Below are 25,436 nucleotides of genomic sequence, written 5' to 3' on the forward strand. Positions count from 1 at the left end.
GTTCGGGTGGTGCGGTTCGGGGGCCGTCTCGGGCTTGTCCCCGGGGGCCGTGGTGAGGGCCGGGGGCGTCGCCGGGAGTGTGCGGCGGGGCTCGGGGCGCGCGGTGGCGGGACCGCCGACGCCGGGGTCGGGGGCGAGCTGTACGAGGCTCAGCACGCCCGCGGCGAGGGCGAGGGCGGCGGCGACAAGCCACAGGCGGTGGGGGCGGGTACGGCGGTGACGGCCCCGGAGGCGGAAGCGGGGGCGGTCGGGGTCGTGCTTGTCGGCGGGGGTGGTCGGGCCGGGCGGGCTGGTCGGGCGGGGCGTGGGGGTGGCGCTGGGCGTGGGAGTGGCGCCGGGCGTGCCGGGGGCCAGGGTGGCTCTGGCGGGGTTGCCGGCTCCCGCGGTTTCGGTTGGCCCGGGTGTGTGGGCTTGGGTGTCGTTCGCCTGCTTGGTTCCGGTGATCTCCGTTGGTTCGGTGACCCGTGTGGTCTCGTGGGCGTCGGCGGCGGCCTCGTTGCCCTCGGCGGTCCCGTCGGCCCCGGCGGTCTCGGTCACCCCGGTTGCGTCGGCGGCGGTTCCGTCGGCCCTCTTGGCCCTGGCCGCCCCGTTCGGCTTCGTCGTGCTGTCCGTGATCACCGCAGCCCCTCCCCGATGCGCTCGCGCCCCCGATGCGCCGTCGCGGTGCGCACGCTACGCGCTGGTGTCGGCGTGGGGGCGTGGTCGGGGTGGATGTCACTCGAACGGGTGGTCGGGCATGGGGTCGGTGTCCGGTCTTCTCCCGGCGGGGCGGGGCTGCGATGATCGAGGTGGACTTTGTTAACACGCGTTAACCGGAGGGTGCTGTGAGCGAGGAGCGGTTCGGCGAGTTCGTGGTGGTGCGTCGGCACGGCGAGGGGTATGTCGCGGAGCTGGCCCTGGACCGGCCCAAGGCCATGAACGCCGTGTCGACCGAGATGGCGCGGTCCGTCACCGCCGCCTGCGCGGCCCTGGGGGCGGACCGGGACGTCCGGGTGGTCGTGCTGACCTCGACGCACGAGCGGGCGTTCTGTGTCGGCGCGGACCTGAAGGAGCGCAACTCCTTCAGCGACGCGGAGCTGGTACGGCAGCGGCCGGTGGCGCGGGCCGCGTACACGGCGGTGCTGGAGCTGCCCGTACCGGCGATCGCGGCGGTGCACGGCTTCGCGCTCGGGGGCGGTTTTGAGCTGGCGCTGTCCTGCGATGTGATCGTCGCCGACCGTACGGCGGTGGTGGGGCTGCCCGAGGTGTCCGTCGGGGTCATTCCGGGCGGTGGCGGTACGCAGTTGCTGCCGCGGCGGGTGGGGGCGGCGCGTGCCGCCGAGCTGATCTTCAGCGCGCGGCGCCTGGAGGCGGCGGAGGCGCGGGAGCTGGGGCTGGTGGACGAGCTGGTCGAGGAGGGCCGGGACCGGGAGGAGGCGCTCGCGCTGGCGTCCCGGATCGCCGGGAACTCGCCGGTGGGGTTGCGCGCGGCCAAGCGGGCGCTGCGGCTGGGGCAGGGGCTTGACCTGCGGGCGGGGCTGGAGGTGGAGGACGCGGCCTGGCGGTCGGTGGCGTTCTCGGGGGACCGCGCGGAGGGCGTCGCGGCGTTCAACGAGAAGCGCAAGCCGGTGTGGCCGGGGGAGTGAGGGAAGCCACCACCAGCGGCCCCGGCCCCGGCCCCGGCGCCGCGACCGACCGGGCCCGCACCTAGCCGTCCTAGCCGTCTGAGCCGTCGGAGCCCGGGCGGTCTGAGCCGTCTGAGCCGGGGCCGTCTGGGCCGTCGGAGCCCGAGCCGTCCGGGCCGTCCGGGCTGTCTGAGCCGTCCGAGCCGTCCGGCCGTCCGCGGTGAGCGGCGCCCCCACGACCCCTTTCCGCAGCGGCCACTGCCCCGACCCGGAGCTACCGTGCGGCCCGGACGCGGAGCTGGGCGCAGTCGGTTGCGTGGGTGCGGCAGCTCGTCCCGGCGTGGGTGGTGCTGGCCGTCCGAGCCCGAGCCGTCCGGGCTGTTTGAGCCGTCCGGCCGTCCGCGGTGAGCGGCGCCCCACGACCGCTTTCCGCAGCGGCCAGTGAAACCCGACCCGGAGCTACCGTGCGGCCCGGACGCGGAGCTGGGCGCAGTCGGTTGCGTGGGTGCGGCAGCTCGTCCCGGCGCGGGTGGTGCTGGCCGAGTCGTAGGCGCTGATCCCGGCTGCGGGGCGGTCCGGGCGCCGAGCGGGGCGTGGCCGGTGTGCGGGTGCGGCTGCTCGCAACGGTCCGGGTGGCGCCGGCTGACCCGTACACGTTGATCCCGGATGCCGAGCTGGGCGCAGTGCGCGGGTGCGGCGGCTCGCCCAGGTGCGGGCGGCCGTGCTGCCGTACCCGTACGCGTCCGTCCCGACGAGGTGCGCAGAGCGCGTCCGGGCCTGCCACCCCGCTCGGCCCATCAATGTCCCGCTTTGCGTCGAACATCCCTAGCCTGGGGGGATGGGTGACGACAAGCGGCTCGCGGATGTCGTGGCGTTGGCGCAGGGGATGGCCTCGGCGCGCACTCCGCGGGAGTCGTGGCGGGCGGCGGCGCTCGGGGCGTGCCGGGCGCTGGACGGGAGCTTCGCGGCGTTGTCGGTGTGGGAGCGGGAGCTGGGGCGGCTGCGGGTGCTGGTGAACGTGGGGGAGCGGGCCGCGGGCGAGCTGGAGTTCCCGGAGGACGAGGCGTACCCGGTGCACCAGTTCGCCGAGATCACCGAGTTCCTGCACGAGCAGTGGGCGGCGGGCGGTGAGCCCAACGCCTGGGTGGAGACCGCCGAGGGCACGGCGGCCGGACGGCCCGGGTACTGCCACCAGCGGGTCGCCGCGCTGCGCCGCCGGGGCCGCGGGTGCTGTGTGGTGGCGCCGGTGGTGCTGCACGGCCGGGCCTGGGGTGAGCTGTATGTCGCCCGTCCGGTCGGCGCGGCCGTCTTCGACCGGGCCGACGCCGACTTCGCGACCGTGCTGGCCGCCGTCGCCGCCGCGGGGCTGACCCAGACCGAGCTGCTGGAGGAGGCCCGGCGGCTGGCCTTCACCGACTCCCTCACCGGTCTCGCCAACCGCCGCTGCGTGGACATGCGCCTCGACGAGGCGATCGAGCGGTACCGCGAGGAGGGCGTCGTCGTCAGCTTGGTGGTCTGCGATGTGAACGGGCTGAAGCGGGTCAACGACACCTTCGGGCACGCCGTGGGCGACCGGCTGCTGGAACGGTTCGGCTCGGTGCTGTCGCTGTGCGGCGCCATGCTGCCGGGCGCGCTCGTGGCCCGGCTCGGCGGGGACGAGTTCTGCCTGCTCGCGGTCGGCCCGCCCGCCGACGACGTGGTGAAGGTGGCCGACGAGCTGTGCCGCCGCGCCGCCGAGCTGGAGCTGGGGGACGGGGTCGCGTGCGGGGTGGCGTCCACCGAGGAGCCGATCGGGCCGGTGCGCAGCGCCCGCCGTCTGTTCCGGCTGGCGGACGCCGCCCAGTACCGGGCCAAGGCCGAGCGGTCCGCCCGGCCGGTCGTCGCGGGCCGGGAGGGGCCGGACGATCCCGTCGTACGGCTCGCCGACACCCCCGCCGACGAGGCGGGTCCGGAGCGGCGGCGGTTCCGGGGGCGTGGCTGAGCCGGGCCGTGTAAGGGGCGGGGACGGTCCCCACTCGTGACATCGTAGGATTCACTGCGTACGCTCCTGAATATGGATATGCACACTGTGGTGGTGGGGACCTCCGGGACGACCGCGTCCGACGTGCTCGCCGTGGCGCGCGGCGGCGCCCGGGTCGAACTGTCCGAGGAGACGCTGGCCGCCCTCGCCGCGGCCCGCGAGATCGTCGACGCGCTGGCGGCCAAGCCCGAGCCCGTCTACGGCGTCTCCACCGGCTTCGGCGCCCTCGCGACCCGGCACATCAGCCAGGAGTTGCGGGCCCGGCTCCAGCGCAACATCGTCCGCTCGCACGCCGCCGGGATGGGGGCGCCGGTCGAGCGCGAGGTCGTCCGCGCGCTGATGTTCCTGCGGCTGAAGACGGTCTGCTCCGGGCACACCGGCGTGCGCCCCGAGGTCGCGCGGACCATGGCCGAGGTGCTGAACGCCGGTATCACCCCGGTCGTGCACGAGTACGGCTCACTCGGCTGCTCCGGCGACCTCGCCCCGCTCTCGCACTGCGCCCTGACCCTGATGGGGGAGGGGGAGGCCGAGGGTCCGGACGGGGTCGTACGGCCCGCCGCCGAACTGCTTGCGGCGCACGGCATCGCCCCCGTCGAGCTGCGCGAGAAGGAGGGCCTCGCCCTCCTCAACGGCACCGACGGCATGCTCGGCATGCTGCTCATGGCCCTCGCCGACCTGGACACCCTCTACAAGTCCGCCGACGTCACCGCGGCCCTCTCCCTGGAGGCCCTGCTCGGCACGGACAAGGTCCTCGCCCCCGAGCTGCACGCCATCCGCCCGCACCCCGGGCAGGCCGCCAGCGCCGCCAACATGCTCGCCGTGCTGAAGGGTTCGGGCCTGACCGGGCACCACCAGGACGACGCGCCCCGGGTGCAGGACGCCTACTCGGTGCGGTGCGCCCCGCAGGTCGCCGGTGCCGGACGGGACACCCTCGCGCACGCCCGGCTGGTCGCGGAGCGGGAGCTGGCGTCGGCCGTCGACAATCCCGTCGTACTGCCGGACGGCAGGGTGGAGTCCAACGGGAACTTCCACGGCGCCCCGGTCGGTTACGTCCTGGACTTCCTGGCCGTCGCCGCCGCCGATCTGGCCTCCATCGCCGAGCGGCGCACCGACCGGCTGCTGGACAAGAACCGCAGTCACGGTCTGCCGCCGTTCCTCGCCGACGACCCGGGCGTCGACTCCGGGCTGATGATCGCCCAGTACACGCAGGCGGCGCTGGTCAGCGAGTTGAAGCGGCTGGCCGTACCGGCGTCGGTGGACTCGATCCCGTCCTCCGCGATGCAGGAGGACCATGTGTCGATGGGCTGGTCGGCGGCGCGCAAGCTGCGCACGGCCGTCGACAACCTCACCCGGGTCATCGCCATCGAGATGTACGCCGCCACCCGCGCCGTCGAACTGCGCGAGGGGCTGACCCCGGCCCCGGCGACCCGGGCCGTCCTGGACGCCGTACGGGAGGCGGGGGTGGGCGGGCCCGGCCCGGACCGGTTCCTGGCGCCCGACCTCGCGGCGGCGGACGCGTTCGTGCGGGGCGGGCACCTGGTCGCGGCGGTGGAGACGGTGACCGGGCCGCTGCGGTGAGGCGGACGGGCGGGGCGCGATGGCACACCGGGCCCCGCCCGCAGGTCACTTGAGCTTGGCGGCCTGGGCGTCGATCACCGCGGCGGGGACCTCGTAGACCTCCTCGCCGCCGGACATCATCGCGCCGAGGTTCAGCGTGTAGTACGTCGCGATGGTGCTGCCGTGCCGGACCACCTGGGCGTGCACGGTGGCCGGTTCGCCCTCGGTCTCGTCCATCTCGGCGGTCACGGCGAACGCCACCGACTCGTCGCCGCTGCCCGAGGCGTCCTCGGACTCCACCTTGGTGATCTTGGCGTCCTCGCCGTCCGAGGCGGCGGAGAAGCCGTCCGCGCAGCCCTCGACCGCGTCGGAGACGGACTTCATCGTCTCCCCGGCGCCCTCACCGTCGTAGGAGGAGAGCGTGACGATCGTCATGTCGACGTTCAGCACGCTGGTGAAGGCGTCCTCGAACGCGGCCTCGCCCAGATCCTCCAGGGACTGGGAGGCCGCGTCGGCCGGCTCCTTGTCCTCGGTGGCCATGCGGTTGGTCTCCGCCGTCGGCTCGCCCGGCGCGAGACCGCTCATGACATGGGCGATCGGCAGGCACTTCGCGTCCGCCTGCATGTCGTCCTTGGAGCCAGCGAAGGTGTCGTCGACCGGCTCGATCTTGTAACCCTCGACATCGCCCTGAGCGAGGATCAGCTTCTTCAGCTCGGCCGCGCCGAGCGCCTTGGCGGCCTGCGTCTCCGACCCGGAGCCGGAGTCCTTGGCGTCGCCCGTCGCTCCGCTGTCCGAGCAGCCCGTGACAAGGGCGAGCGACAGCACGCTCACGACGGCCGTGGCGCCCAGTCGCGCACCCGATGATCTCTTCATGAGCGGACTATGAGGATGAGGTCAAGGGCACGTCAAATCGACCGAATTTTCGGGCAGTTACAGCCCGAGCCGCTCGCGACGCACCGAATACACCACGAATCCGGCGCCCAGGGTGAGGCAGAGCGTGCCGCCGACCACGTAGGGGGTGCTGTCGAAGCTGCCGGTGTCGGCGAGCCGGGTGCCGGTCTCCGAGGTGGTCACCGAGGCGGCCCTGGCCTGTGTCGTCTGCGTGGCCGCGGGCTGCTGTCTGGCCGGGGCCTCTCCTGTCGCGTCGGCGGATCCCGTCGCGTTCGCGGAGGGGACGAACCACAGGGCTCCCAGCAGGGTGCCTGCGGCGGTGGCGGTCAGCAACGGGCGGCGAGCGGATGACACGGAATATCGATCCCCTTGTGGCACTGGCGAATTGGCCGTGTGGCCCGATGCTAATGAAAGGCCGGGGTCATGGGAAAGCCACGGGAGGCAAGGGCCGTACGGGCCATGGTGGAAAACGTGGGTTCGGTTGGTGTTTGTCGGGATTTCTCCCTGGGTTCGGGCGGGGCGTCACGCATGTCACAGCGTCCGCCCGGGGGCGGATTGAGCGATGAGCCTTGGGGAAATCGTGACCATGGAGGGAACCGCGACCGGCGGTTTTGTCGTCTCATGGGACGCAGTGACCGACCAGGCGCCGTCCCGCAGCGACGGGACGTGGCGTGCCCCACACATCGCGCGTATGTGGAACGGGACGAACCGGTCGTAGCGTTGAAAGTTCTTGACGGGGACTCCGGGGTTTTGGGGATTCGGTAACGATGGAGAAGCGTGTGATGACGAACAGTAGGCGGCGCCGGGGCCTGACGGTCGCGTCCGCCCTGCTCGGCGGGGTGCTGGTGCTCTCGGCGTGCTCCGGCGACGACGGCGGCGACGACGCCGCGGGCGGGGGCAACGAGACCTCGGCCGCCAAGGTCGACGAGGCGGCCGCCGCCAAGACCTCCGAGGCGCAGATCAAGATCACGCCGAAGGACGGTTCGGCCAACGCCTCCATCAACAACTCCGCCGCCGTCACCGTGAGCAAGGGCACGCTCACGGAGGTCACCATGCAGACCGCCGACGGCGCCGCCGTCGAGGGCGAGATATCCGCCGACAAGACGAGCTGGAAGCCCAGCGGTCAGCTGGAGCGCTCCACCACCTACAAGATCTCGGTGACCGCCGAGGACTCCGAGGGCCGCGCCGCCCACGAGAACGCCTCCTTCACCACGGTCTCCCCGGACAACAGCTTCCTCGGCTACTTCACGCCGGAGGACGGCTCCACCGTCGGTGTCGGGATGCCCGTGTCGATCAACTTCGACAAGGCGATCACCAACAAGGCCGAGGTCCAGAAGGGCGTCACCGTCACCACCAGCAGCGGCCAGGAGGTCGCCTGCCACTGGTTCAACGCCAACCGCATGGACTGCCGCCCCGACCAGTACTGGCAGGAGGGCTCCACCGTCACGCTGGAGCTGGCGCTCGACGGCGTCGAGGGCGCCGAGGGTGTCTACGGCGTCCAGCAGAAGAAGGTCTCCTTCACCATCGGCCGCAACCAGGTCACCATCGTCGACGCCCAGACGAAGCAGATGAAGGTCACCCAGGACGGCAAGGTCGTCAAGACCATCCCGATCTCCGCGGGCGCCCCCGAGAACAAGACGTACGAAGGCCAGATGGTGATCTCCGAGAAGTTCGAGGAGACCCGGATGAACGGCGCGACGGTCGGCTTCACCGACGACGACGGCAAGGGCGAGTACGACATCAAGGACGTGCCGCACGCCATGCGCCTGACCACCTCCGGCACCTTCATCCACGGCAACTACTGGGGCGACCCGTCGGTCTTCGGCAACGTCAACACCAGCCACGGCTGTGTCGGCCTCCAGGACAAGAAGGGCGCCGACGACCCGAACACGCCGGGTGCCTGGTTCTACAACAACTCGATGGTCGGTGACGTGGTCGTCGTCCAGAACACCGGCGACAAGACCGTCGCGCCGGACAACGGACTCAACGGCTGGAACATGAGCTGGGACCAGTGGAAGGCGGGCTCCGCCGTCTGACGCTTCTCCAGCAGCCGTCGTGAATGCCGCCCTTCGGGGCGGCATTCACGTTTTTCCGGGCCTCGCAAGCCTTCTCATCGTCCTCTTATCCCAGCCTTATCCCTTCATCAGGGTGCCTCCCTAGCTTGCGGCGCATGTTCTTCACCTACCTGAGGCGCGAACTGCGCCGCCGCAGAAAGGCGGCCCTCGTCGTCGCCTCCGGACTCGCGCTGGGCATCGCGCTGGTCATCGTGGTCAACTCCGTGTCCTCCGGCATGGGCAAGGCCCAGGACAAGGTCCTCGAGTCGCTCTACGGCCTGGGCACCGACATGACCGTCACCAAGGCGGCCAGCGCGCCCACCGAGGGGGACACCGAACGGCCCCGCTTCCGGTTCGACGCGCAGGACAGCGACTCCGACGAGGAGCAGAGCACCGACCGTGTCATGGTCCAGGGCTTCCAGACGCTGTCCTCCTCGACCGTGGGCGAGGTCGCCGAGCAGAACGGCGTCTCCGACGCGGTCGGCGGGCTGAGCCTCCAGGTCATCAAGGTCAGCGGCCAGTTCACCCGGGGCCAGTTCCAGCAGGACGGCAGCGGCGGCGAGCAGCAGGGCGGCGGCCCGGGTGGCGGCACCGGAGCGCCCGGCGGCGAGGTGATGGGCGGCGGCGCCGACTTCGACGTCAACAACTACTCGGTCTACGGCACCGACGTCACCGAGCCCGCGCTCGGCCCGCTGACCTCCTCCAAGATCACCAGCGGCCGTACCTTCAAGTCCTCCGAGACCAATGCCGAGGTCGCCGTCGTCGACTCGGCGTACGCGGAGGAGAAGGAGCTGAAGGTCGGCTCCACCGTCAAGATCAAGGACGTGAAGTTCGAGGTCGTCGGCGTCGCCACCGCCGACAGCGGCGACTCGGCGGCCAACCTCTACATCCCGCTGAAGCAGGCCCAGACCCTCAGCGACTCCAAGAACAAGGTCACCACGATCTACGTCCAGGCGACCGACTCGCAGCAGATCGACAGCGTCAAGTCGGAGATCCAGAAGAACATCTCCGGTACGACGGTGACGACCTCCGCCGACCTCGCCGACACCGTCTCCGGCTCCCTCTCCACGGCCTCCTCCCTCGCCACCAGCGTCGGCAAGTGGCTGTCGGTCGTGGTGCTCGTCGCCGCGTTCCTGGTCGCCGGGCTGCTCACCTCCTCGGCGGTCTCCCGCCGGGTCCGCGAGTTCGGCACGCTCAAGGCGCTGGGCTGGCGGTCGGGCCGGGTGACCCGGCAGGTCGTCGGCGAGGCCGTGGTCAACGGGCTGGTCGGCGGTGTCCTCGGCATCGCGCTGGGCCTCGCGGGCGCCTACGCGGTGACGGCGGTGAGCCCCACGCTCCAGGCCCAGTTGGGTACCGGTGGCGGCACGGGCGGTCCCGGGGGCATGGGCGGCGGCGGGCCGATGCGGGAGGCCGCGTCCCGCACGCTGGAGGTCGCCCTGACGGCGCCGGTCAGCGTGGCGACCATCGGTCTCGCGGTGGGTCTCGCCGTGGCCGGCGGGCTCATCGCGGGGGCCTTCGGCGGCTGGCGGGCCTCGCGGCTGCGCCCGGCGGACGCGCTGCGGCGCGTCGAGTAGCCGCAGCGCGCAGCCGACCCCCACCGCACCGACAGGAGTTGTAGTCCCCATGTACGAACTCAAGGCCGTCACCAAGCGCTACACGCGCGGCAAGGAAACCGTCCACGCCCTGGACGGCATCGACCTGACCATCCCCGACGGCGACCGGCTGGTCATCCAGGGCCCGACCGGAGGAGGGAAGTCCACGCTGCTCCAGATGCTCGGGGGCCTGGACCGGCCCACCTCCGGTGAAGTGGTGCTGGACGGGACCGACCTGGCCAGGCTGCCCGAGGCCCGGCTCACCCGGGTGCGCAGCGAGAGCATCGGCTTCGTCTTCCAGAGCTTCAACCTCATCCCGACGCTGACCGCCCAGGAGAACGTCGAGACCGCCCTCGTACCCCTCGGGGTGAAGGCGAAGGACCGGCGGGAGCGGGCCGCCGAGGCGCTGCGGTCGGTAGGGCTCGGGGAGCGGCTCGGGCATCTGCCGGGCGAGATGTCCGGGGGCCAGCAGCAGCGCGTGGCGATCGCACGGGCGCTGGTGAAGCGGCCGAAGGTGCTGCTGGCCGACGAACCCACCGGCAACCTCGACGAGTCGATGCGCGACGAGATCATGGACGTACTGGAGTCCATGTGGAAGGAGCACGGGCTCACCTTCGTGATGGTCACCCATGACTCGGCGATCGCGCGGAAGGCGCCGCGGCTGGCCACCATCAGGAAGGGGCGGATCTCCATCAGGGAGAACGCGTGAACTGATGGCCTATGAGCTGACCGTGTAACAGTCATGTCATAGAAGCCGAGTTGTGGCCGAGTGTTCTATTGAGGTCGCTGATCACCCCCCGGCATACTGCGTATTCCGGGGGGCGGACGCTAATGCGTGCGATAACTCCCTCGGCCGGGTGAAGGGGAATTCATCCGGGACCTCATCTCCCAGGGGGAGTTTTGCGCACACAAGTGAAGAGAGTCGGTGTCGCCGCCGTAGCCACGGCAGCCACCGTCGCCCTCGCCGCGGGCCTGACCAGCCCGGCGTCGGCGAAGCCCACCGACGGGGCGGAGCAGCGCGCGACCGGCGCTGCCGGGATCTCGGCCAAGCAGCGCGTCACGCTGATCACCGGCGACCGGGTCACCGTGGACGCCAAGGGACGCGTCGTCGGCCTGGACCGGGCCGACGGGCGTGAGCACATACCCGTGCAGGTCCGCAAGGTGGACGGCCGCACCCTGGTGATACCCGCCGACGCGGCCCGCCTGGTCGCCACCGGCAAGCTGGACCAGCGGCTGTTCGACGTGACCGAACTGAGCAAGGCCCAGGCCCGCAAGGGACAGAAGAACGCCCTGAAGGTCATCGTCGGCTACAAGGGCGCCGCCACCGCGGCCAAGGAGGACGTCCGCGACGCGGGCACCCTGCGCCGCACCCTGAAGTCCCTGAACGCGGACGCGGTGCAGACCCCGCACGAGGAAGCCCCGCAGCTGTGGGACGCCCTCACCAACGGGGAGAAGACCGCCTCCGGCGTCGCGCACGTCTGGCTGGACGGTGTCCGCAAGGTCACCCTCGACAAGTCCGTGCCGCAGATCGGCGCCCCCAAGGCGTGGGAGGCCGGTTACGACGGCAAGGGCGTGAAGATCGCCGTCCTGGACACCGGCGTGGACACCACCCACCCGGACCTGAAGACGCAGGTCACCGCCTCGAAGAACTTCACCACCGCTGCCAACGCCACCGACAAGTTCGGCCACGGCACCCATGTCGCGTCCATCGCGGCCGGTACGGGCGCCAAGTCGGGCGGCAAGTTCAAGGGCGTGGCGCCCGGCGCCAGCATCCTCAACGGCAAGGTGCTGGACGACGAGGGCTTCGGCGACGACTCCGGCATCCTCGCCGGGATGGAGTGGGCGGCCGCGCAGGGCGCCGACGTCATCAACATGAGCCTCGGCGGCTTCGACACCCCGGAGATCGACCCGCTGGAGGCGGCGGTCAACAAGCTGTCCGCCGAGAAGGGCGTGCTGTTCGCCATCGCGGCGGGCAACTCCGGCCCCGAGACGGTTGGTTCGCCCGGCACCGCCGACGCCGCGCTCACCGTCGGCGCCGTCAACGACAAGGACAAGCTGGCCGGCTTCTCCAGCACCGGCCCGCGCGCCGGGGACGGCGCGATCAAGCCGGACGTCACCGCGCCGGGCGTGGAGATCACCGCCGCCTCGGCCAAGGGCAGCCTCATCGCCCAGGAGGTCGGCGAGTCGCCCGCCGGTTACCTGACCATCGACGGTACGTCGATGGCGACCCCGCATGTCGCGGGCGCCGCCGCGATCCTCAAGCAGCAGCACCCGGACTGGTCGTACACCGAGCTGAAGGGCGCGCTGACCGGGTCCGCGAAGGGCGGCGCGTACACGCCGTTCCAGCAGGGCTCCGGCCGCATCCAGGTCGACAAGGCGCTCAAGCAGACCGTGATCGCCGACCCGGTGTCGGTGAGCTTCGGGGTGCAGCAGTGGCCGCACACCGACGACACGCCGGTCACCAAGGAACTGACGTACCGCAACCTCGGCACCACCGACGTGACCCTGAACCTCGCGGTGAAGGCGACCGACCCCAAGGGTGCCGCGGCCCCGGCGGGCTTCTTCGCGCTGGGCGCGACCACGGTGACGGTCCCGGCGGGCGGCAAGGCCTCCGTGGACATGACCGTCAACACCAAGCTGGGCGGCACGCTCGACGGGTTCTACTCGGCGTACGTGACGGCGACGGGCGGCGGCCAGAGCGTGCGCACCGCCGCGGCCGTCAACCGTGAGGTGGAGTCGTACGACGTCAAGGTCAAGCACATCGGCCGGGACGGCCAGCCGACCGACGCCTACAACACCGCGCTGCTGGGCTACTCGGGCCTCGGCGCGGACCGCGGCTACCAGGTGCCGCCGGTGGAGTCCGGCGTCACCACGCTGCGGGTGCCCAAGGGCACCTACCTGCTGGACGCCTGGATCGCCAAGGACTTCGTCGACCTCAAGGGCGGCCTGGACTGGGTGGTCCAGCCGAAGCTGAGCGTCACCAAGAACACCTCGGTGACCATCGACGCCCGTAAGACGAAGGCGGCGGACATCCGGGTGCCGGACACCTCGGCCAAGTCGAACTTCGCGATGATCAGCTACTACTACGACCGGGCGGGCGGCTTCGGCTTCGGCGCGGGCTCCTTCGCCGACCTGCGCATGGCCCACCTCGGTCCGGAGATCCCGAGCGGTCTCACCCAGACCTGGAGCGGCCAGTTCACCAAGGGGTCGGGCACCGAGTACGACGTCGCCACGACCGCCACGGTGAAGAAGATCGTCGGCAACAAGGTGCGGCACTTCAAGAAGAGCGAACTCGCCACGGTGAAGGCGGGCCTCGGCGCCGCCGCCTCCGGCAAGACCGGCGCGCTCGCCCCCTGGGGCGTCTTCCCCGAGGACTTCGTCTTCGGCGCGGAGATCGAGCGCAAGCTGCCCACCAAGCGCACCGTGTACCTGTCGACCGTCGGCGGCATCCGCTGGTCGTTCGACTTCTACCAGCTCGGCAAGAAGGACGCGCAGGGCATCCCGGTCACCGAGGCGTACTACTCGGGCGGCGACCCGAAGAAGTACACGGCGGGCAAGACGTACTCCACCAACTTCAACCGTGCGGTCTTCGGGCCCACGCTGAACACGGACTACGGCCTGTTCCGCGAGGGCAACGAGATCTACGGCCTGGTCCCGCTGTTCGCCGACAGCTCCAAGCACGCGGGCTCGTCGCTGTTCACCTCGGCGAAGACGTCCCTGTACCGCAACGGCACCAAGGTCGGCACCAACGACGACCCGCTCTTCGGCGAGGAGTCGTTCAAGGTGCCGTCCGGTGACGCCCAGTACAAGCTGACCACCTCGGTCAAGCGGAGCACCAAGCTGGCCGCCGCCTCCACGCGGATCGACGCCAGCTTCACCTTCCGCTCCAAGAAGTCGAGCGCCGACATCGTCCGGCTCCCGGCCTCCACGGTCCGCTTCGGCGCCAACACCACCCTCGACAGCAAGGTGACGGCCGGCCGCACGGCCACCGTCCCGGTCACCGTCGAGGGCGCGGCCAAGGGCTCCAACCTGAAGTCGCTGGCGGTGTACGTGTCCTACGACACCGGCAAGACCTGGAAGAAGGTCACCGTCAAGAGCGGCAAGATCAAGGTGAAGAACCCGGGCAAGGGCAAGGCGATCTCGTACCGCGCCAAGGTCACCGACAAGAAGGGCAACACGTCGGCGGTCACGATCTACAACGCCTACTTCGGCAAGTGACCGGGACGTCGGCAGCACGCTGCTGACCCGCCCCGAGGGCCCCGCGGAGGCTGAGCTTCCGCGGGGCCCTCCGCCGTGCGCCCAGGCCCTAGGTGGAGGCGCCCGCCCGGGACGCGTCGGCGCTCCAACTGGCCAGCAGCCGCAGCGCCTCCGCCGACGGTGAGCCGGGTTCGGCGTGGTAGACGACCAGCGACTGCTCGGTGTCGTCGGCCAGCCGGAAGGTCTCGAAGAGGAGGTTCAGCTCCCCGACCACCGGGTGCCGCATGGCCTTCGTGCCATGGCTCTTCTCCTTGACGTCATGGGTGGCCCACAGCCGCCGGAACTCCTCGCTCTTCACGGACAGCTCGCCCACCAGCGCCGACAGCCGCGGATCGTCCGGGTGGCAGCCCGCGTCCATCCGGAGATAGGCCACGATGTCGGTGGCCTTCTGCTCCCACGGCACGAACAGGTCCCGGTAGTCGGGCCGCAGGAACACCAGCCGTGCCCAGTTCCGCTCCTGCGCGGGCAGCCCCGACCAGTCCCCGAAGACGGCGTCGGCCATCCGGTTCCAGGCGAGGATGTCCGAGCGCCGCCCGACGACGTACGCCGGAACGTTGTCGATGGTGTCCAGCAGCTGCCGCAGCGCCACCCGCACCTGCTGGGTCCGCCCCGCCTGCCGCCGCTTGAGCTGCCCGGGCCGGACCAGATGCGTGAGGTGCGCGTGCTCGGCCTCGGTCAGCCGCAGCGCCCGCGCGATCGCGTCCAGCACCGCCGCCGACACGTTCCGCCCGGTGCCCTGTTCCAGCCGGGTGTAGTACGCCACCGACACCCCCGCCAGCTGAGCCAGCTCCTCCCGGCGCAGCCCCGGCACCCGCCGGTACCGTCCGTGGTCCGGCAGTCCTACGTCCGCCGGCTTCAGCCGGGCGCGCCGGGTGCGCAGGAACTCGCTCAGCTCGGCACGCCGGTCGAGGGCGCCGCCGCCGGACTCGGGGGTGGAGGGCTGCTGGTCCATGCCCTTCAGTATTCCGGGCGGGCCGCTGGTCGTACGACTGTGAGCCTGACCCTGCCAGTGGTAGGCACAGCGAACGTAGGCACAACGGTGGCCTGGGTGAATCGGGGACGGCCGAGCAGGCTGGTGGGCGGACATCCTGATCTGCCTTTCCCAAGGAGAACCTCGGCATGACCTCTGTCGCCGCCTACGCCGCCCCCGCCGCCAAGGCTCCGCTGGAGCGGACCACGATCGAGCGCCGTGCGGTGGGCGAGCACGATGTGCTGATCGACATCAAGTACGCCGGAATCTGCCACTCCGACATCCACCAGGTACGGGAGGGCTGGGGCGAGGCCATCTTCCCGATGGTCCCGGGCCATGAGATCGCGGGCGTGGTCTCCGAGGTCGGCCCCGGCGTGACCCGGTTCGCCGTCGGTGACCGCGTGGGCGTCGGCTGCATGGTCGACTCCTGCCGGGAGTGCGACAACTGCCGGGCCGGTCTCGAGCAGTACTGCACCGGCGGCAACGTGATGACGTACAACGGCGTCGGCAAGGACGGGCGGCCCACCTACGGCGGCTACTCCGAGAAGATCGTCGTCGACGAGAACTTCGTCGTCCGCGTCCCCGACGGTCTCGCCCTCGACGAGGCCGCGCCGCTGCTCTGCGCGGGCATCACCACCTACTCCCCGCTGCGCCACTGGCAGGCGGGACCCGGCAAGAAGGTCGCGGTCGTCGGTCTGGGCGGTCTCGGCCACATGGCCGTGAAGCTGGCGCACGCGCTGGGCGCGGAGGTGACGGTGCTGTCGCAGTCCCTGCGCAAGAAGGACGACGGGCTGCGGCTGGGCGCCGACCACTACCACGCGACCAGCGACCCCGAGACGTTCCGGGCGCTCGCGGGCCGTTTCGACCTGATCGTCTCCACCGTCTCGGCCCCGCTCGACTTCGGCGCCTACCTCTCGCTGCTGCGGACGGACGGTGCCCTGGTGAACGTGGGCGCCCCGGAGGAGCCGGTCTCGCTCAACCTCTTCTCCGTGATCGGCGGCCGCAAGACCCTCGCCGGGTCCAGCATCGGCGGCATCCGGGAGACCCAGGAGATGCTCGACTTCTGCGCGGCGCACGGCATCGGCGCCGACATCGAGGTGATCCGCGCGGACCAGGTCAACGACGCGTACGAGCGGGTGCTGGCGAGCGATGTGCGGTACCGGTTCGTGATCGACGCGGCGACGATCTGACGCACGCTGCCGTACCCTCACTTGCCGAGCCTATCGACTTTCGATAGATTTCCATCGTAGGGCGATTGGTGACATGGAGGGTGAGGGGCGATGGGAAGACTGACGGTGCTCGCGTTGCGTGCCGTACTGGTGGCGCTGCTGGCCGGGTCGCTGTTCGTGCAGACGGTGATGGTGCCGCTGCTGGCCATCGACATGGAGGGGCTCGACGAGGACGTGGCGCATCTGCGCGTCCCCGTCCTGGTCATCGTCGTCCTCGGGGTCATGACCGCGCAGGCCGTCCTGATCGCCGTATGGCGGCTGGTGACGATGGTGCGACGCGGGACCGTCTTCTCCCACCAGGCCTTCCGCTACGTCCATGTCGTCATCGGCGCCTTCGTGGCCGCCGCGCTCGTGGTGTTCTCCCTCGCCGTCGTCCTCGCGCCCGGTGAGGGGGTCGCGCCCGGCGTGGTCCTGCTGGTCTGCGGGCTCTCCCTGGGACCGTTCGGCGTCGCGCTGATCGTCCTGGTGCTGCGGATGCTGCTCGCCCAGGCCGTCGACCGCGACCTCGAGGCGGCGCGGATGCGGGCCGAGCTGGCGGAGGTCATCTGATGGCGATCGTCGTCGACATCGACGTGATGATGGCCAAGCGCAAGATCTCCGTCGGGGAACTCGCCGAACGCGTCGGCATCACCCCCGCCAACCTGGCCGTCCTGAAGAACGGCCGCGCCAAGGCGGTCCGCTTCACCACGCTGGCCGCGCTGTGCGAGGTGCTGGAGTGCCAGCCGGGGGACCTGCTGCGGTGGGAGGCGGAGGAGTAGGGCGGGCGTGCGGACGCGGGGCCCGGCCGCGGTGCGGGGGCGGGACCCGGACGCGACCGCCGCACCCGGGCCCCGTCGCTCGGAGGCCGCCTCAGCCCGTCACCCGGTCCGGCGCTGGAAGGCGCGGGCCGCGCTGCGGCGCTTGGCGTCGAAGGCGTCGACCGCCCCGGCGCCCTCGTTGCCCGGCCCCGCCTCCCAGCCGCGGATCTTGCGGGCGACGCCCTTGAGACGCGGGTGGCCGGGCGGGACGGCGATCTCGAAGTGCGACTCCTTCGGCGTGGCGAAGTCGCCGCCCCAGACGACCACGCCGTCCATTTCGGTGAGGATGTCCCGGACCACGACCAGCTCGTTGGGGTACAGGTTCCCCCGCGAGCCGACCGGGTAGGCCAGCGGGCGGATCGCGACGGCGGTGCCGGACAGGTGGTTGGACTCGTAGTCCGCCGCGACCTCGCGGTCGTCGGACCAGCCGTGGACGTCCCCGGAACGCAGCTGGTCGATCTCGTAGTTGAAACGTCTCGCCACGTGCAGCAGGACGGTCGCGGCATCCCCTTCCGCGAGCTGGACGCGGTAGCCGCTGCCCTCGATGCGGAACGACGTGGCGGTCGCAAGGACCTCCCAGCCGTTCGCGGACCGGTCCTTGGTCCAGCTGCGGCCGGCCGCGGGGGCCGAGGCGGGGGCTGCCGCGGCCTCGCCGACCGTGGTGAGACTGAGCGCGCCGACCACGCCGGCGGAGGCACCGACGAAGCTGCGCCGGGACAGAGCGGTCCTGATCATGACCGGGGTTCCTTTCGTTTCGAGGTCGGGCCTGGCCGTCAACGGCGCTGGGCGCGCGCACGCGCGTCGCGCAGGAACCGCTCGTGGTTGGTCTTGTACTGGGTGGCCATACGGCTCTCCATGCCGCGCCGGGCGTTGAGCGCGTCGACGAAGCCCTGGCAGAAGTTGTTGACCTTGTCCGTGCCGCCCGGGAGGAGCTTGTAGTCGTTCGGGAGCACGGCGCCGCTCTTGGTGATCAGGCCGAGCTGGGCCGCCATGATCTTCGCCTCGGTGCCGCACAGGGCGTAGTTGGCCGAGTTCTTGCAGGTGGTGGAGGTGCCCCAGCGCTTGGTGAAGTAGTCGTTGAAGCGGCGCAGGCCACCGCCGCCCTGGTAGTGGTTGCGGACCGCGTCGAGGATGTTGGTGCCGCCGCGGACCGCGCGGGCGAGGAGGTAGCCGTCGGCGTCCTCGATGAGGTCGGTGAAGCCGAAGGAGGAGGAGACGCCCGGGACGGCGAGCTTGGCGTGGCAGAAGTCGAGCGGGTTGGCGTACTCCTCCTCGGAGTGGCGCCAGTCGGACCAGAAGGTCATGAAGTCGCCCGCCCAGCCGCCGACGTCGCCGCCGTTGGCCTCGCCGAGGTCGCCGGGGTGGTCGATGAGGACGTGGGCGTTGGCCGTGGCCATCATGTGCTCGGCGCCGAGCGAGTATCCGGTGAACGGGTCGGTGAAGGACTTCTTCACCGACATGCCGTTGGAGTTGGCGTACTCGACGAAGTCCTCGTCGTAGCCGCCGATCAGGATCTTCCACTGCCAGTCGCCGTAGGCCCGGTGGCGGATGTACTCCATGACGAGCTGGCTGCGCCGGGTCCCGGTGGCGCCGTACGAACCGGCGAGGCTGTACAGCCTGCTGACGTAGTTGATGAAGTCGTCCGCCGGGCCCGCCTGGTCGTCGACCGAGGAGACGCCGGGGTCGGAGCCGGAGACGACGTCGCGGTCCAGGTCGAAGGTGTCCGAGCCGTTGACGACCTGGAACTCCTTGATCTGGTTGAACGACCAGTTCCCCGGCAGCGGGAAGCCGAGGTTGCCGGAGAAGCCCCAGGACATGCCGGAGACGAAGGAGTGCCGGGCGAACGTCTTCTCCGTGACGTTGATGCAGACGTTGCGGGACCCGTAGACGCCGTGGTTGTACTTCTTGCCCTGGCTGGCGAGCCCGGCCTGTACGCCGTGGAAGTAGGTGACGATGCCGTAGGGGTGGCCGTCGATCTCGTCCTGGGTGGCGTCGTAGTCGACCGCGAAGTAGATGGTGGTGCCGCGGTTGAACTTGTAGTTGGAGGCCAGCTGGTGGGCGTTGAGGGCGTGCTGGTAGCCCTGTGAGTAGGTGAAGTCGGACAGCTGGCGGGCGTTGTCCTGGTAGATCGGGAAGACCTTCAGACCGGCGCCGAAGATGGTGGCCAGCTCGCCCGGCTTGATCTCCTTGTCGAGGGTGGAGCCGGGCGGGTCGTAGATGTAGCGGCCGACGACGCGGTAGCCGTTGTCGTACAGCCACTTGGCGCGGGAGGCGGTGATCTCGAAGCGGGTGTCGCTGCCGGTCGCGGGGCGGTCCGGGTCGCCCATGGAGACCAGGAGCTGGGCCCAGGTCTGGTAGTCGCCGCGTTCGGTGACGGTCAGCTTGCTGAAGGCCTGGAAGTCCTTCACCCAGTTCTGGATGTCGCTGTTCCAGGAGCTGGTGAAGCTGGCGCGCGGGGTACCGGCACCGGGCGTCGGCTCGTTGAAGACGCAGCCCGCGGAGAAGAACTGCATGAAGATGCCGGAGGAGCCGGGGCCGACCGTGTTGGCCTTCAGCCCGGCCTGGGTGCCGGGGCCGAAGTTGCCGGTCGGGGTGAGGCCCAGCTCGTACTGGATGCCGTACATCAGCGACTTCTGGACGTCGCGGGAGTAGATGCCGTCGCAGGGGCCGATGTTGAACTCGCTGCGGGTCCAGTAGCGGCCGTTGAGCCACCGCTGGATGCTGCGGATCTTGTCGCTGCCGCCCGCGACGACGACGTACGCGTCCATGTTGAGGATCGCCTTGGCGATCTTGGCGTTGATGACGCCCTCGCCGCCGATGCCCATGTTGTCGCGCAGCTGTTCGACGGCGGCGCGGGTGACACCGGTGTACCAGCCCTCACTGCCGGGCTCGACGGCCCAGTAGCCCTTGCACCACAGGCCGTACTCCAGGACGGCGACGATGTTCCGGTTGGCGTCCCAGCCGAAGCCTATGTCGCCGAGCGCGGCGAACCTGGAGGCGGTGGTGGGGCCGAAGGAGGCGACGACCGGGCTGATGCCCAGCTCGTGCTGGAGCCCCATGATCAGCGAGTTCATGGTGGACCAGCCGGTCCGGCCGTCCTCGGGGCAGCGCACGTACCCGGAGACGTTGCCGTAAGTGGAGTTCACCCATTTCTGGGCTCTGAGGACCTGCTCATCCGCCACAGCTGTCACCTTCCGCTCAAGAACATGGCACAGCGCCGGAGACACCTCGGCTCCGGCACCGTGGCGGGAAGTGTATGAACCGGAACTCTTCGTTCCGTCCCTTGGCGCAAGGGAGTTGCTCACGCGGACGACGGCCGCCGCGGGTGCGGCTCGCCCGGCCGGACCACCCCGGTTGCCCCGCACATCACCTCAGGTGACCGCGTGTATACCAAGAGTGCTTGCGTTGGGCGGAGCGCACCGACGACGGGGCGGGCCGCGCCTCACGGCACCGTGTTGACTGGGAGAGACGCTCGTGGGCCGTATCGCGCCGAGAATGTGGTGGTCGTTGACAAGCGTGATGCTCGTCGCCGTGGCCGGGTGCGGTGAGCACCGTGCCGGCGCCCGGTCGGAGCCGACCGGCGGCACGATCACCGCCGGGCTCGTCGCTGACCTGCGCAAGGACGGGTTCGAGGTCAGCCCCGGATACCCGAAGCTCTACACCGAGCAGGACTGCGAGGACTACACCTACCCGAAACTGAGGAACTGCTACGCCAACAACCCCGCCGCCCCGTACGTGGTCCCCGTGGTGAAGAGCTGGCCGGACGAGTACGTCGATCCGGCCCTGACCAACGCCTTCGGGCGGACGAAACCCGGCTACACCTCGACGTACCGGCTCGACCCCCGGGACGCGCTCGTGATCTACGGCAAGATGCCGCCTCCGGGCCGCTACATGGGCCTGCAGACCTGGGAGTTCAGCCAGCACGGCCGCTGGCGGACCAGTGACTACCTCAAGTGGGAGCGCGAACTCGACGTGCCCATGCACTTCCTCTTCGACACCGTCCCACCCGGCGACAAGCGGTCGGAGCGGACCCAGAGCGTCTCGGCGCTCGGGGACATCGTGAACAACGTGGTCATGGAACGGCAGTCGGGCTACTCCTTCGAGAAGAGCCGGTACTTCATCGTCACCCCGAGCGCCACCACCGACCGCGCCGTGCGCAGGGCCCTACAGGCCCAGGGCGTTCCGGGCCGGGACATCTTCACCGAGCAGATCCCCGACCGCGACAGCAGCGGCCAGATCGGGCCGCTGGGCATGGGCAGGAACACCCCCGACTTCCTGACGGCGTTCCGCTACGCCCTTCCCGACGCCGGCCAGGAGGAGGCGGCGGCCGAGTGGCGGCGCGACCCCCCGCTGACGGTGATGCGCGTGCGCGCCCCCGCCTCGGCGGGTCCCGTCCAGCGTTACGGTCCGCTCACCTTCGCCGAGCGGACGGCCGACAGCGAGACCCACCTGGCGGGCGACCTGGGGAACCTGGTCAGCGCCGTGTGCGACCGGATCCGCACCACGACGCACCTGAAGGCCAAGGACTGCACGCGGCCACTGCCGGACTCCACGCGGTTGGTCGACCCGGTGGAGGAGTACGGGTGGACCGGGCCGTACTGCCGGGAGGTCAACATGGACTGCCTGGGCGACCAGCAGGATGCCGCGTACTACCTGTCGCAGCGACCGCTCCCGCTCGACTCGGGGGAGGTCTACGCCGTGGTCAACACGCTCGCCACCGAGACCGGGAACGCGACCTACAGCGCGCTGTCCGTCAACGACGCCTCGATGCTGGCCGGGGTGGCGAACGTGCTGGACACGACCCTCAAGGGTTCCGCCGACGGCTACGCGAAGACGGTCAGGAACACCGGCAAGTTCTTCGTGCACTACTTCACCCGGGACTGCGGGGTGCTGCGGGGCATGCCCGGCTGGCCCAGGAACTGCACCGACATCACCACCGAGATGCTGCCTTCGAGCAGCGACCCCTCCGCGGTGGGCGACCCCGCCCTGCGCGGCACGCTCGTGGCCGGGCCGCGCAACTACATCAAGCCGGGCACCGAACGCGGCCCGGACAGCAGCAAGCTGCTGACGCCGAGGGTGCTCACGTTCACCCAGCCCGGGAAGTAGCCGGACGCTGCCGGGGGCCGGTGCTCAGCTTCGCAGTGTCGCCGGGCTGCCGCCGTTCGCCTCGTAGCCCGCGACCGCCAGGGCGCGGTACACCGCGAACTCGGCGGCCGGGTCGGGGGAGTGCGTCCACGGGAGGGCGCCGACGTGGCCGTCGACGTGGACGAGCTGGGTCATGGCCTCCGCCCAGCGCTCGGCGCGGACCAGGAAGAAGATCAGCAGATGGCGGACGTGCGCCAGCATCGGGTCGTCGGAGCGGGCCGAGTGCACCGCGTGCAGGGCGCCGTGGATCGCCTTGGTGACGACCTCGCCCTGGTAGAAGCCCCGGACCAGGTTCAGCTCGGGGAGGTGCTCGAAGACCGAGAACAGCGGCATCGCCGCGAGCAGCGAACCCTGCGGCGCCCGGGCCGCCGCGGCCTCCGCGAACGACGTCGCCAGCTCACGCGAGCCGTGCCACTTCTCGCACCAGTAGTGCAGGGCCGCCAGATGGGCGCCCATGTGGTTCGGCGCGCGGTCCAGGATCTTCAGCCACACCTGCTCGAACTCCGGGCGGGGATACGCCAGGCCGCGCGCCACGGACAGCTCGACGATGTACGGGATCGGGTCGCCGGGCGCCAGCAGCGCCGCGTCGGAACAGGCCGACCTCGCCTCCTCCATGATGATCCGGAACTCGTCCGTGCCGGGCGTCGCCGTCCGCCACGCCTGCTGCACCAGGAACTCGGCGTGCACCGCGGCGCCGCCCGCGTCCTTCGGGTGCTCGGTCCGCCAGTTCCGCAGCCACTGCCCGCCCGGCAGCTCGCTCACTCCGCCCGGACGCTGCGCCAGCTCCAGGGACGCGGCGCCCGCGAAGGCCTGCACGCGCTGCCAGCGCAGCTCGCCCTCCGCCTCGGTGCCGGCCAGCAGCTGCGCCGCCGCGCGGTAGTCCTGGGAGCGCTGCACCAGGTCCAGCACGTCCAGCAGGTCCTGGTCGGGGCCGGGCATGCGCACGTCCAGCTCCTCCTGCCGCACGAAGCCGTAGTCCGCGGGGTCGGCGGCGTCCGGGTGGCCCGCCGGGACCTGCTCGATCACGCCCCGCCTGCGCCGTACGAGGGGCAGCACCACGAAGCCCAGCATGACCAGCGCGATCAGGACCCAGAGAATCTCCATGCCTCAAGCGAACCAGACGCCGGTGACAATTGGCCAACCCGTGCGAGCGGCCCTGTGGAAAACTCCGGCGGCCGGTGTCCGATGTGTCCGCCGGGCGCCGTTCGCGCCCCGGGCGCACTACGCTCGGTGCCCATGAGCGACAGGCACATCAGTCAGCACTTCGAGACCCTCGCGATCCACGCGGGCAACACCGCCGACCCCCTCACCGGCGCCGTCGTCCCCCCGATCTACCAGGTCTCGACCTACAAGCAGGACGGCGTCGGCGGCCTGCGCGGCGGCTACGAGTACAGCCGCAGCGCCAACCCGACCAGGACCGCGCTGGAGGAGAACCTCGCCGCCGTCGAGGGCGGCCGCCGCGGTCTCGCGTTCGCGTCCGGACTGGCGGCCGAGGACTGCCTGTTGCGTACGCTGCTCAGCCCCGGTGACCACGTGGTCATCCCCAACGACGCCTACGGCGGCACCTTCCGGCTGTTCGCCAAGGTCGTCTCGCGCTGGGGCGTGGAGTGGTCGGTCGCCGACAGCTCCGACCCGGCCGCCGTACGGGCCGCGATCACCCCGAAGACCAAGGCGGTCTGGGTGGAGACCCCCTCCAACCCGCTGCTCGGCATCACCGACATCGCCGCGCTCGCGCAGGTCAGCCGGGACGCGGGCGCCCGCCTCGTCGTCGACAACACCTTCGCCACGCCCTACCTCCAGCAGCCGCTGGCGCTCGGCGCGGACGTCGTCGTGCACTCCCTCACCAAGTACATGGGCGGCCACTCGGACGTCGTGGGCGGCGCGCTGGTCGTCGCCGACGAGGGGCTCGGCGAGGAGCTGGCGTACCACCAGAACGCGATGGGCGCGGTGGCCGGACCGTTCGACTCGTGGCTGGTGCTGCGCGGCGTCAAGACGCTCCCGGTGCGCATGGACCGGCACAGCGAGAACGCCGCCAAGGTCGCCGACATGCTCACCCGGCACGCGCGCGTGACGCGGGTGCTGTACCCGGGGCTGCCGGACCACCCCGGTCACGAGGTCGCCGCGAAGCAGATGCGGTCGTACGGCGGCATGGTCTCCTTCCGGGTCGAGGGCGGCGAGGAGGCGGCCGTCGAGGTCTGCAACCGGGCGAAGGTGTTCACGCTCGGCGAGTCCCTGGGCGGTGTCGAGTCGCTGATCGAGCACCCGGGACGCATGACGCACGCGTCGGCGGCCGGATCGGCCCTCGAGGTCCCCGCGGACCTGGTGCGGCTCTCCGTGGGCATCGAGAACGTCGACGACCTGCTGGCCGACCTCCAGCAGGCGCTGGGCTGAGCAGCCGGTGGGCCGTGGTCGCCGACGAAGATGACCACGGCCCACTCGCTCGGACGAGGGCGGTCCGTGTCACCAGTCCGTCAGCGTCGGTGTCGTCTCCGAGGGCTGTCGTGTCCAGGGTTCGGCCACCAGCGCCCACACGGTGAACGCCAGCACCGCCGCGCACAGCAGCAGCCACAGCAGACGCCGGGTGGTACGGCGGCGGCGCAGGATGCGGGTGCCGCGGCGCACGGCGTCGGGGTACAGCTCGGGCGCCGTCCTCGGCGGCGTGCCGACCATGATCCGGCGGGCGGCCGCCTCGCGGTCGGCGCGGCTCATGACGCCGCCACCTTCGCGCCGCCGACCACGGCCGGTGCCGGGTCCCGGGGCGGGTGCAGCAGCAGGGCCGTCGCCCGGTCGCAGAGCGTGCGGACGCGTTCGAGGGGCAGCCCGAGCAGGGCCGCCGTCTGCTTCTCGGCGACGGCCTCGTACAACCTGAGGACGACGACCAGCCGCTCCTGCGGCGAGAGGTGGACCAGCGGGCGGCGCGGGTCGGGCCGGGCCCGCCGCAGTCCGCCGTGGTGGTGCCAGGCCGCGTGCGCGAACCGGGTGACCAGGAGGCTGCGGGTGCGTTCGTAGGGATCCTCGCAGCGCACCCCGTCCCAGCGGGCGTAGGTGTGGGCGAGGGCCAGGGTCAGCAGGCGCCGCGCGCGCGGGTTGTCGTCCGGGGGCTCGGCGGTGAGCAGGGTGGCGGCATGCAGCAGCCGGCCCGCCGCACCGGCGACGAAGGCCTCGAACTCGCCGTCCCGGCGGTTGGCTCCCCGGGACGCTCGCCGTTCTCGCACCGTGCCTCCCCCATGAGGACACGGGCCCCGGCCAGGACGACGACACGGCGTACGAACCCGCGTACGAGGGGACCAGGACCCGGTCTCATCTGAGGGCAGGGGTGC

Annotated in this window: 20 protein-coding genes and 1 pseudogene; 12 read left to right on the forward strand and 9 right to left on the reverse strand. The window is 71.2% G+C overall.

Features of this window, described 5'->3' with window-relative positions; all coding sequences use genetic code 11:
- Positions 1 to 618 (reverse strand): annotated as a pseudogene (locus KBY47_RS27545) (hypothetical protein); the annotation flags it as partial.
- Positions 619 to 824: 206 nt separating this feature from the next.
- Here KBY47_RS27545 and KBY47_RS27550 point away from each other — a divergent pair.
- The 3 genes from KBY47_RS27550 (at position 825) to hutH (ending at position 5,202) form a co-directional block, all read left to right on the forward strand.
- Positions 825 to 1,625: an enoyl-CoA hydratase/isomerase family protein gene (locus KBY47_RS27550; RefSeq protein WP_210925572.1), complete on the forward strand. Its 801-nt coding sequence runs from the start codon at positions 825 to 827 to the stop codon at positions 1,623 to 1,625.
- An 817-nt stretch (positions 1,626 to 2,442) separates the two neighbouring features.
- Complete coding sequence (locus KBY47_RS27555) at positions 2,443 to 3,585, forward strand: GGDEF domain-containing protein (protein WP_210925574.1); 1,143 nt, start codon at positions 2,443 to 2,445, stop codon at positions 3,583 to 3,585.
- A gap of 78 nt (positions 3,586 to 3,663) precedes the next feature.
- Positions 3,664 to 5,202 (forward strand): histidine ammonia-lyase, encoded by a 1,539-nt coding sequence (hutH, locus tag KBY47_RS27560; RefSeq protein WP_210925683.1) that lies wholly within the window; start codon positions 3,664 to 3,666, stop codon positions 5,200 to 5,202.
- A gap of 45 nt (positions 5,203 to 5,247) precedes the next feature.
- Here hutH and KBY47_RS27565 read toward each other — a convergent pair whose 3' ends face one another.
- Both KBY47_RS27565 and KBY47_RS27570 read right to left on the reverse strand, forming a co-directional pair.
- Positions 5,248 to 6,054 (reverse strand): hypothetical protein, encoded by an 807-nt coding sequence (locus tag KBY47_RS27565; protein WP_210925577.1) that lies wholly within the window; start codon positions 6,052 to 6,054, stop codon positions 5,248 to 5,250.
- 57 nt (positions 6,055 to 6,111) lie between these two features.
- Complete coding sequence (locus KBY47_RS27570) at positions 6,112 to 6,426, reverse strand: hypothetical protein (RefSeq protein WP_210925579.1); 315 nt, start codon at positions 6,424 to 6,426, stop codon at positions 6,112 to 6,114.
- A gap of 428 nt (positions 6,427 to 6,854) precedes the next feature.
- Here KBY47_RS27570 and KBY47_RS27575 point away from each other — a divergent pair, with 428 nt between their 5' ends.
- From KBY47_RS27575 to KBY47_RS27590, 4 genes are all read left to right on the forward strand, one after another.
- Positions 6,855 to 8,108, forward strand: coding sequence for an Ig-like domain-containing protein (locus KBY47_RS27575; RefSeq protein ID WP_210925582.1), 1,254 nt, complete (start codon positions 6,855 to 6,857; stop codon positions 8,106 to 8,108).
- A gap of 134 nt (positions 8,109 to 8,242) precedes the next feature.
- Entirely contained in the window at positions 8,243 to 9,700 is a 1,458-nt protein-coding gene (locus tag KBY47_RS27580) for an ABC transporter permease (protein WP_210925584.1), read from the forward strand.
- 49 nt (positions 9,701 to 9,749) lie between these two features.
- Positions 9,750 to 10,427: an ABC transporter ATP-binding protein gene (locus KBY47_RS27585; RefSeq protein ID WP_210925587.1), complete on the forward strand. Its 678-nt coding sequence runs from the start codon at positions 9,750 to 9,752 to the stop codon at positions 10,425 to 10,427.
- Between the two features lie 203 nt (positions 10,428 to 10,630).
- Entirely contained in the window at positions 10,631 to 13,936 is a 3,306-nt protein-coding gene (locus KBY47_RS27590; RefSeq protein WP_308405312.1) for a S8 family serine peptidase, read from the forward strand.
- An 88-nt stretch (positions 13,937 to 14,024) separates the two neighbouring features.
- Here the strand turns inward: KBY47_RS27590 and KBY47_RS27595 are convergent, their stop codons facing one another.
- On the reverse strand, positions 14,025 to 14,927 hold the full coding sequence (locus KBY47_RS27595) for a helix-turn-helix domain-containing protein (RefSeq protein ID WP_210925591.1): 903 nt from the start codon (positions 14,925 to 14,927) through the stop codon (positions 14,025 to 14,027).
- 167 nt (positions 14,928 to 15,094) lie between these two features.
- Between KBY47_RS27595 and KBY47_RS27600 the strand changes: the two genes are divergently transcribed.
- The 3 genes from KBY47_RS27600 to KBY47_RS27610 all read left to right on the forward strand — a co-directional run bounded on the left by KBY47_RS27600 (position 15,095) and on the right by KBY47_RS27610 (position 16,932).
- On the forward strand, positions 15,095 to 16,135 hold the full coding sequence (locus KBY47_RS27600; protein WP_210925593.1) for an NAD(P)-dependent alcohol dehydrogenase: 1,041 nt from the start codon (positions 15,095 to 15,097) through the stop codon (positions 16,133 to 16,135).
- Between the two features lie 90 nt (positions 16,136 to 16,225).
- Positions 16,226 to 16,723 carry a DUF2975 domain-containing protein gene (locus KBY47_RS27605; RefSeq protein WP_210925595.1) on the forward strand — a complete coding sequence of 166 codons (498 nt, stop codon included), beginning with the start codon at positions 16,226 to 16,228 and terminating at the stop codon, positions 16,721 to 16,723.
- Positions 16,723 to 16,932 (forward strand): helix-turn-helix transcriptional regulator, encoded by a 210-nt coding sequence (locus KBY47_RS27610; protein WP_210925597.1) that lies wholly within the window; start codon positions 16,723 to 16,725, stop codon positions 16,930 to 16,932. Before KBY47_RS27605 ends, KBY47_RS27610 begins: the two co-directional genes overlap by 1 nt.
- A gap of 99 nt (positions 16,933 to 17,031) precedes the next feature.
- On the opposite strand, the gene KBY47_RS27615 is transcribed toward KBY47_RS27610, so the two are convergent.
- Both KBY47_RS27615 and KBY47_RS27620 read right to left on the reverse strand, forming a co-directional pair.
- Complete coding sequence (locus tag KBY47_RS27615) at positions 17,032 to 17,706, reverse strand: M15 family metallopeptidase (RefSeq protein WP_210925599.1); 675 nt, start codon at positions 17,704 to 17,706, stop codon at positions 17,032 to 17,034.
- A gap of 38 nt (positions 17,707 to 17,744) precedes the next feature.
- The gene (locus tag KBY47_RS27620) at positions 17,745 to 20,153 is read right to left on the reverse strand and encodes a glycoside hydrolase domain-containing protein (protein WP_210925601.1); all 2,409 of its coding nucleotides are present in this window, start codon (positions 20,151 to 20,153) and stop codon (positions 17,745 to 17,747) included.
- 325 nt (positions 20,154 to 20,478) lie between these two features.
- Here KBY47_RS27620 and KBY47_RS27625 point away from each other — a divergent pair, with 325 nt between their 5' ends.
- On the forward strand, positions 20,479 to 22,077 hold the full coding sequence (locus KBY47_RS27625) for a hypothetical protein (RefSeq protein ID WP_210925603.1): 1,599 nt from the start codon (positions 20,479 to 20,481) through the stop codon (positions 22,075 to 22,077).
- Between the two features lie 24 nt (positions 22,078 to 22,101).
- On the opposite strand, the gene KBY47_RS27630 is transcribed toward KBY47_RS27625, so the two are convergent.
- Complete coding sequence (locus KBY47_RS27630) at positions 22,102 to 23,220, reverse strand: hypothetical protein (protein ID WP_210925605.1); 1,119 nt, start codon at positions 23,218 to 23,220, stop codon at positions 22,102 to 22,104.
- A gap of 132 nt (positions 23,221 to 23,352) precedes the next feature.
- On the opposite strand from KBY47_RS27630, the gene KBY47_RS27635 reads away from it, so the two are divergent.
- Positions 23,353 to 24,507 carry a cystathionine gamma-synthase gene (locus KBY47_RS27635; protein WP_210925607.1) on the forward strand — a complete coding sequence of 385 codons (1,155 nt, stop codon included), beginning with the start codon at positions 23,353 to 23,355 and terminating at the stop codon, positions 24,505 to 24,507.
- 69 nt (positions 24,508 to 24,576) lie between these two features.
- On the opposite strand, the gene KBY47_RS27640 is transcribed toward KBY47_RS27635, so the two are convergent.
- Both KBY47_RS27640 and KBY47_RS27645 read right to left on the reverse strand, forming a co-directional pair.
- Entirely contained in the window at positions 24,577 to 24,825 is a 249-nt protein-coding gene (locus tag KBY47_RS27640; protein ID WP_210925609.1) for a hypothetical protein, read from the reverse strand.
- A complete protein-coding gene (locus KBY47_RS27645; protein WP_210925611.1) occupies positions 24,822 to 25,331 on the reverse strand; it encodes a sigma factor-like helix-turn-helix DNA-binding protein in 510 nt (169 codons plus the stop codon). The genes KBY47_RS27640 and KBY47_RS27645 overlap by 4 nt, the downstream gene beginning before the upstream one ends.
- Positions 25,332 to 25,436: the final 105 nt, after the last annotated feature.

Origin of the sequence: Streptomyces sp. B93 (assembly GCF_018070565.1) — a bacterium.
Lineage (GTDB): Bacteria > Actinomycetota > Actinomycetes > Streptomycetales > Streptomycetaceae > Streptomyces.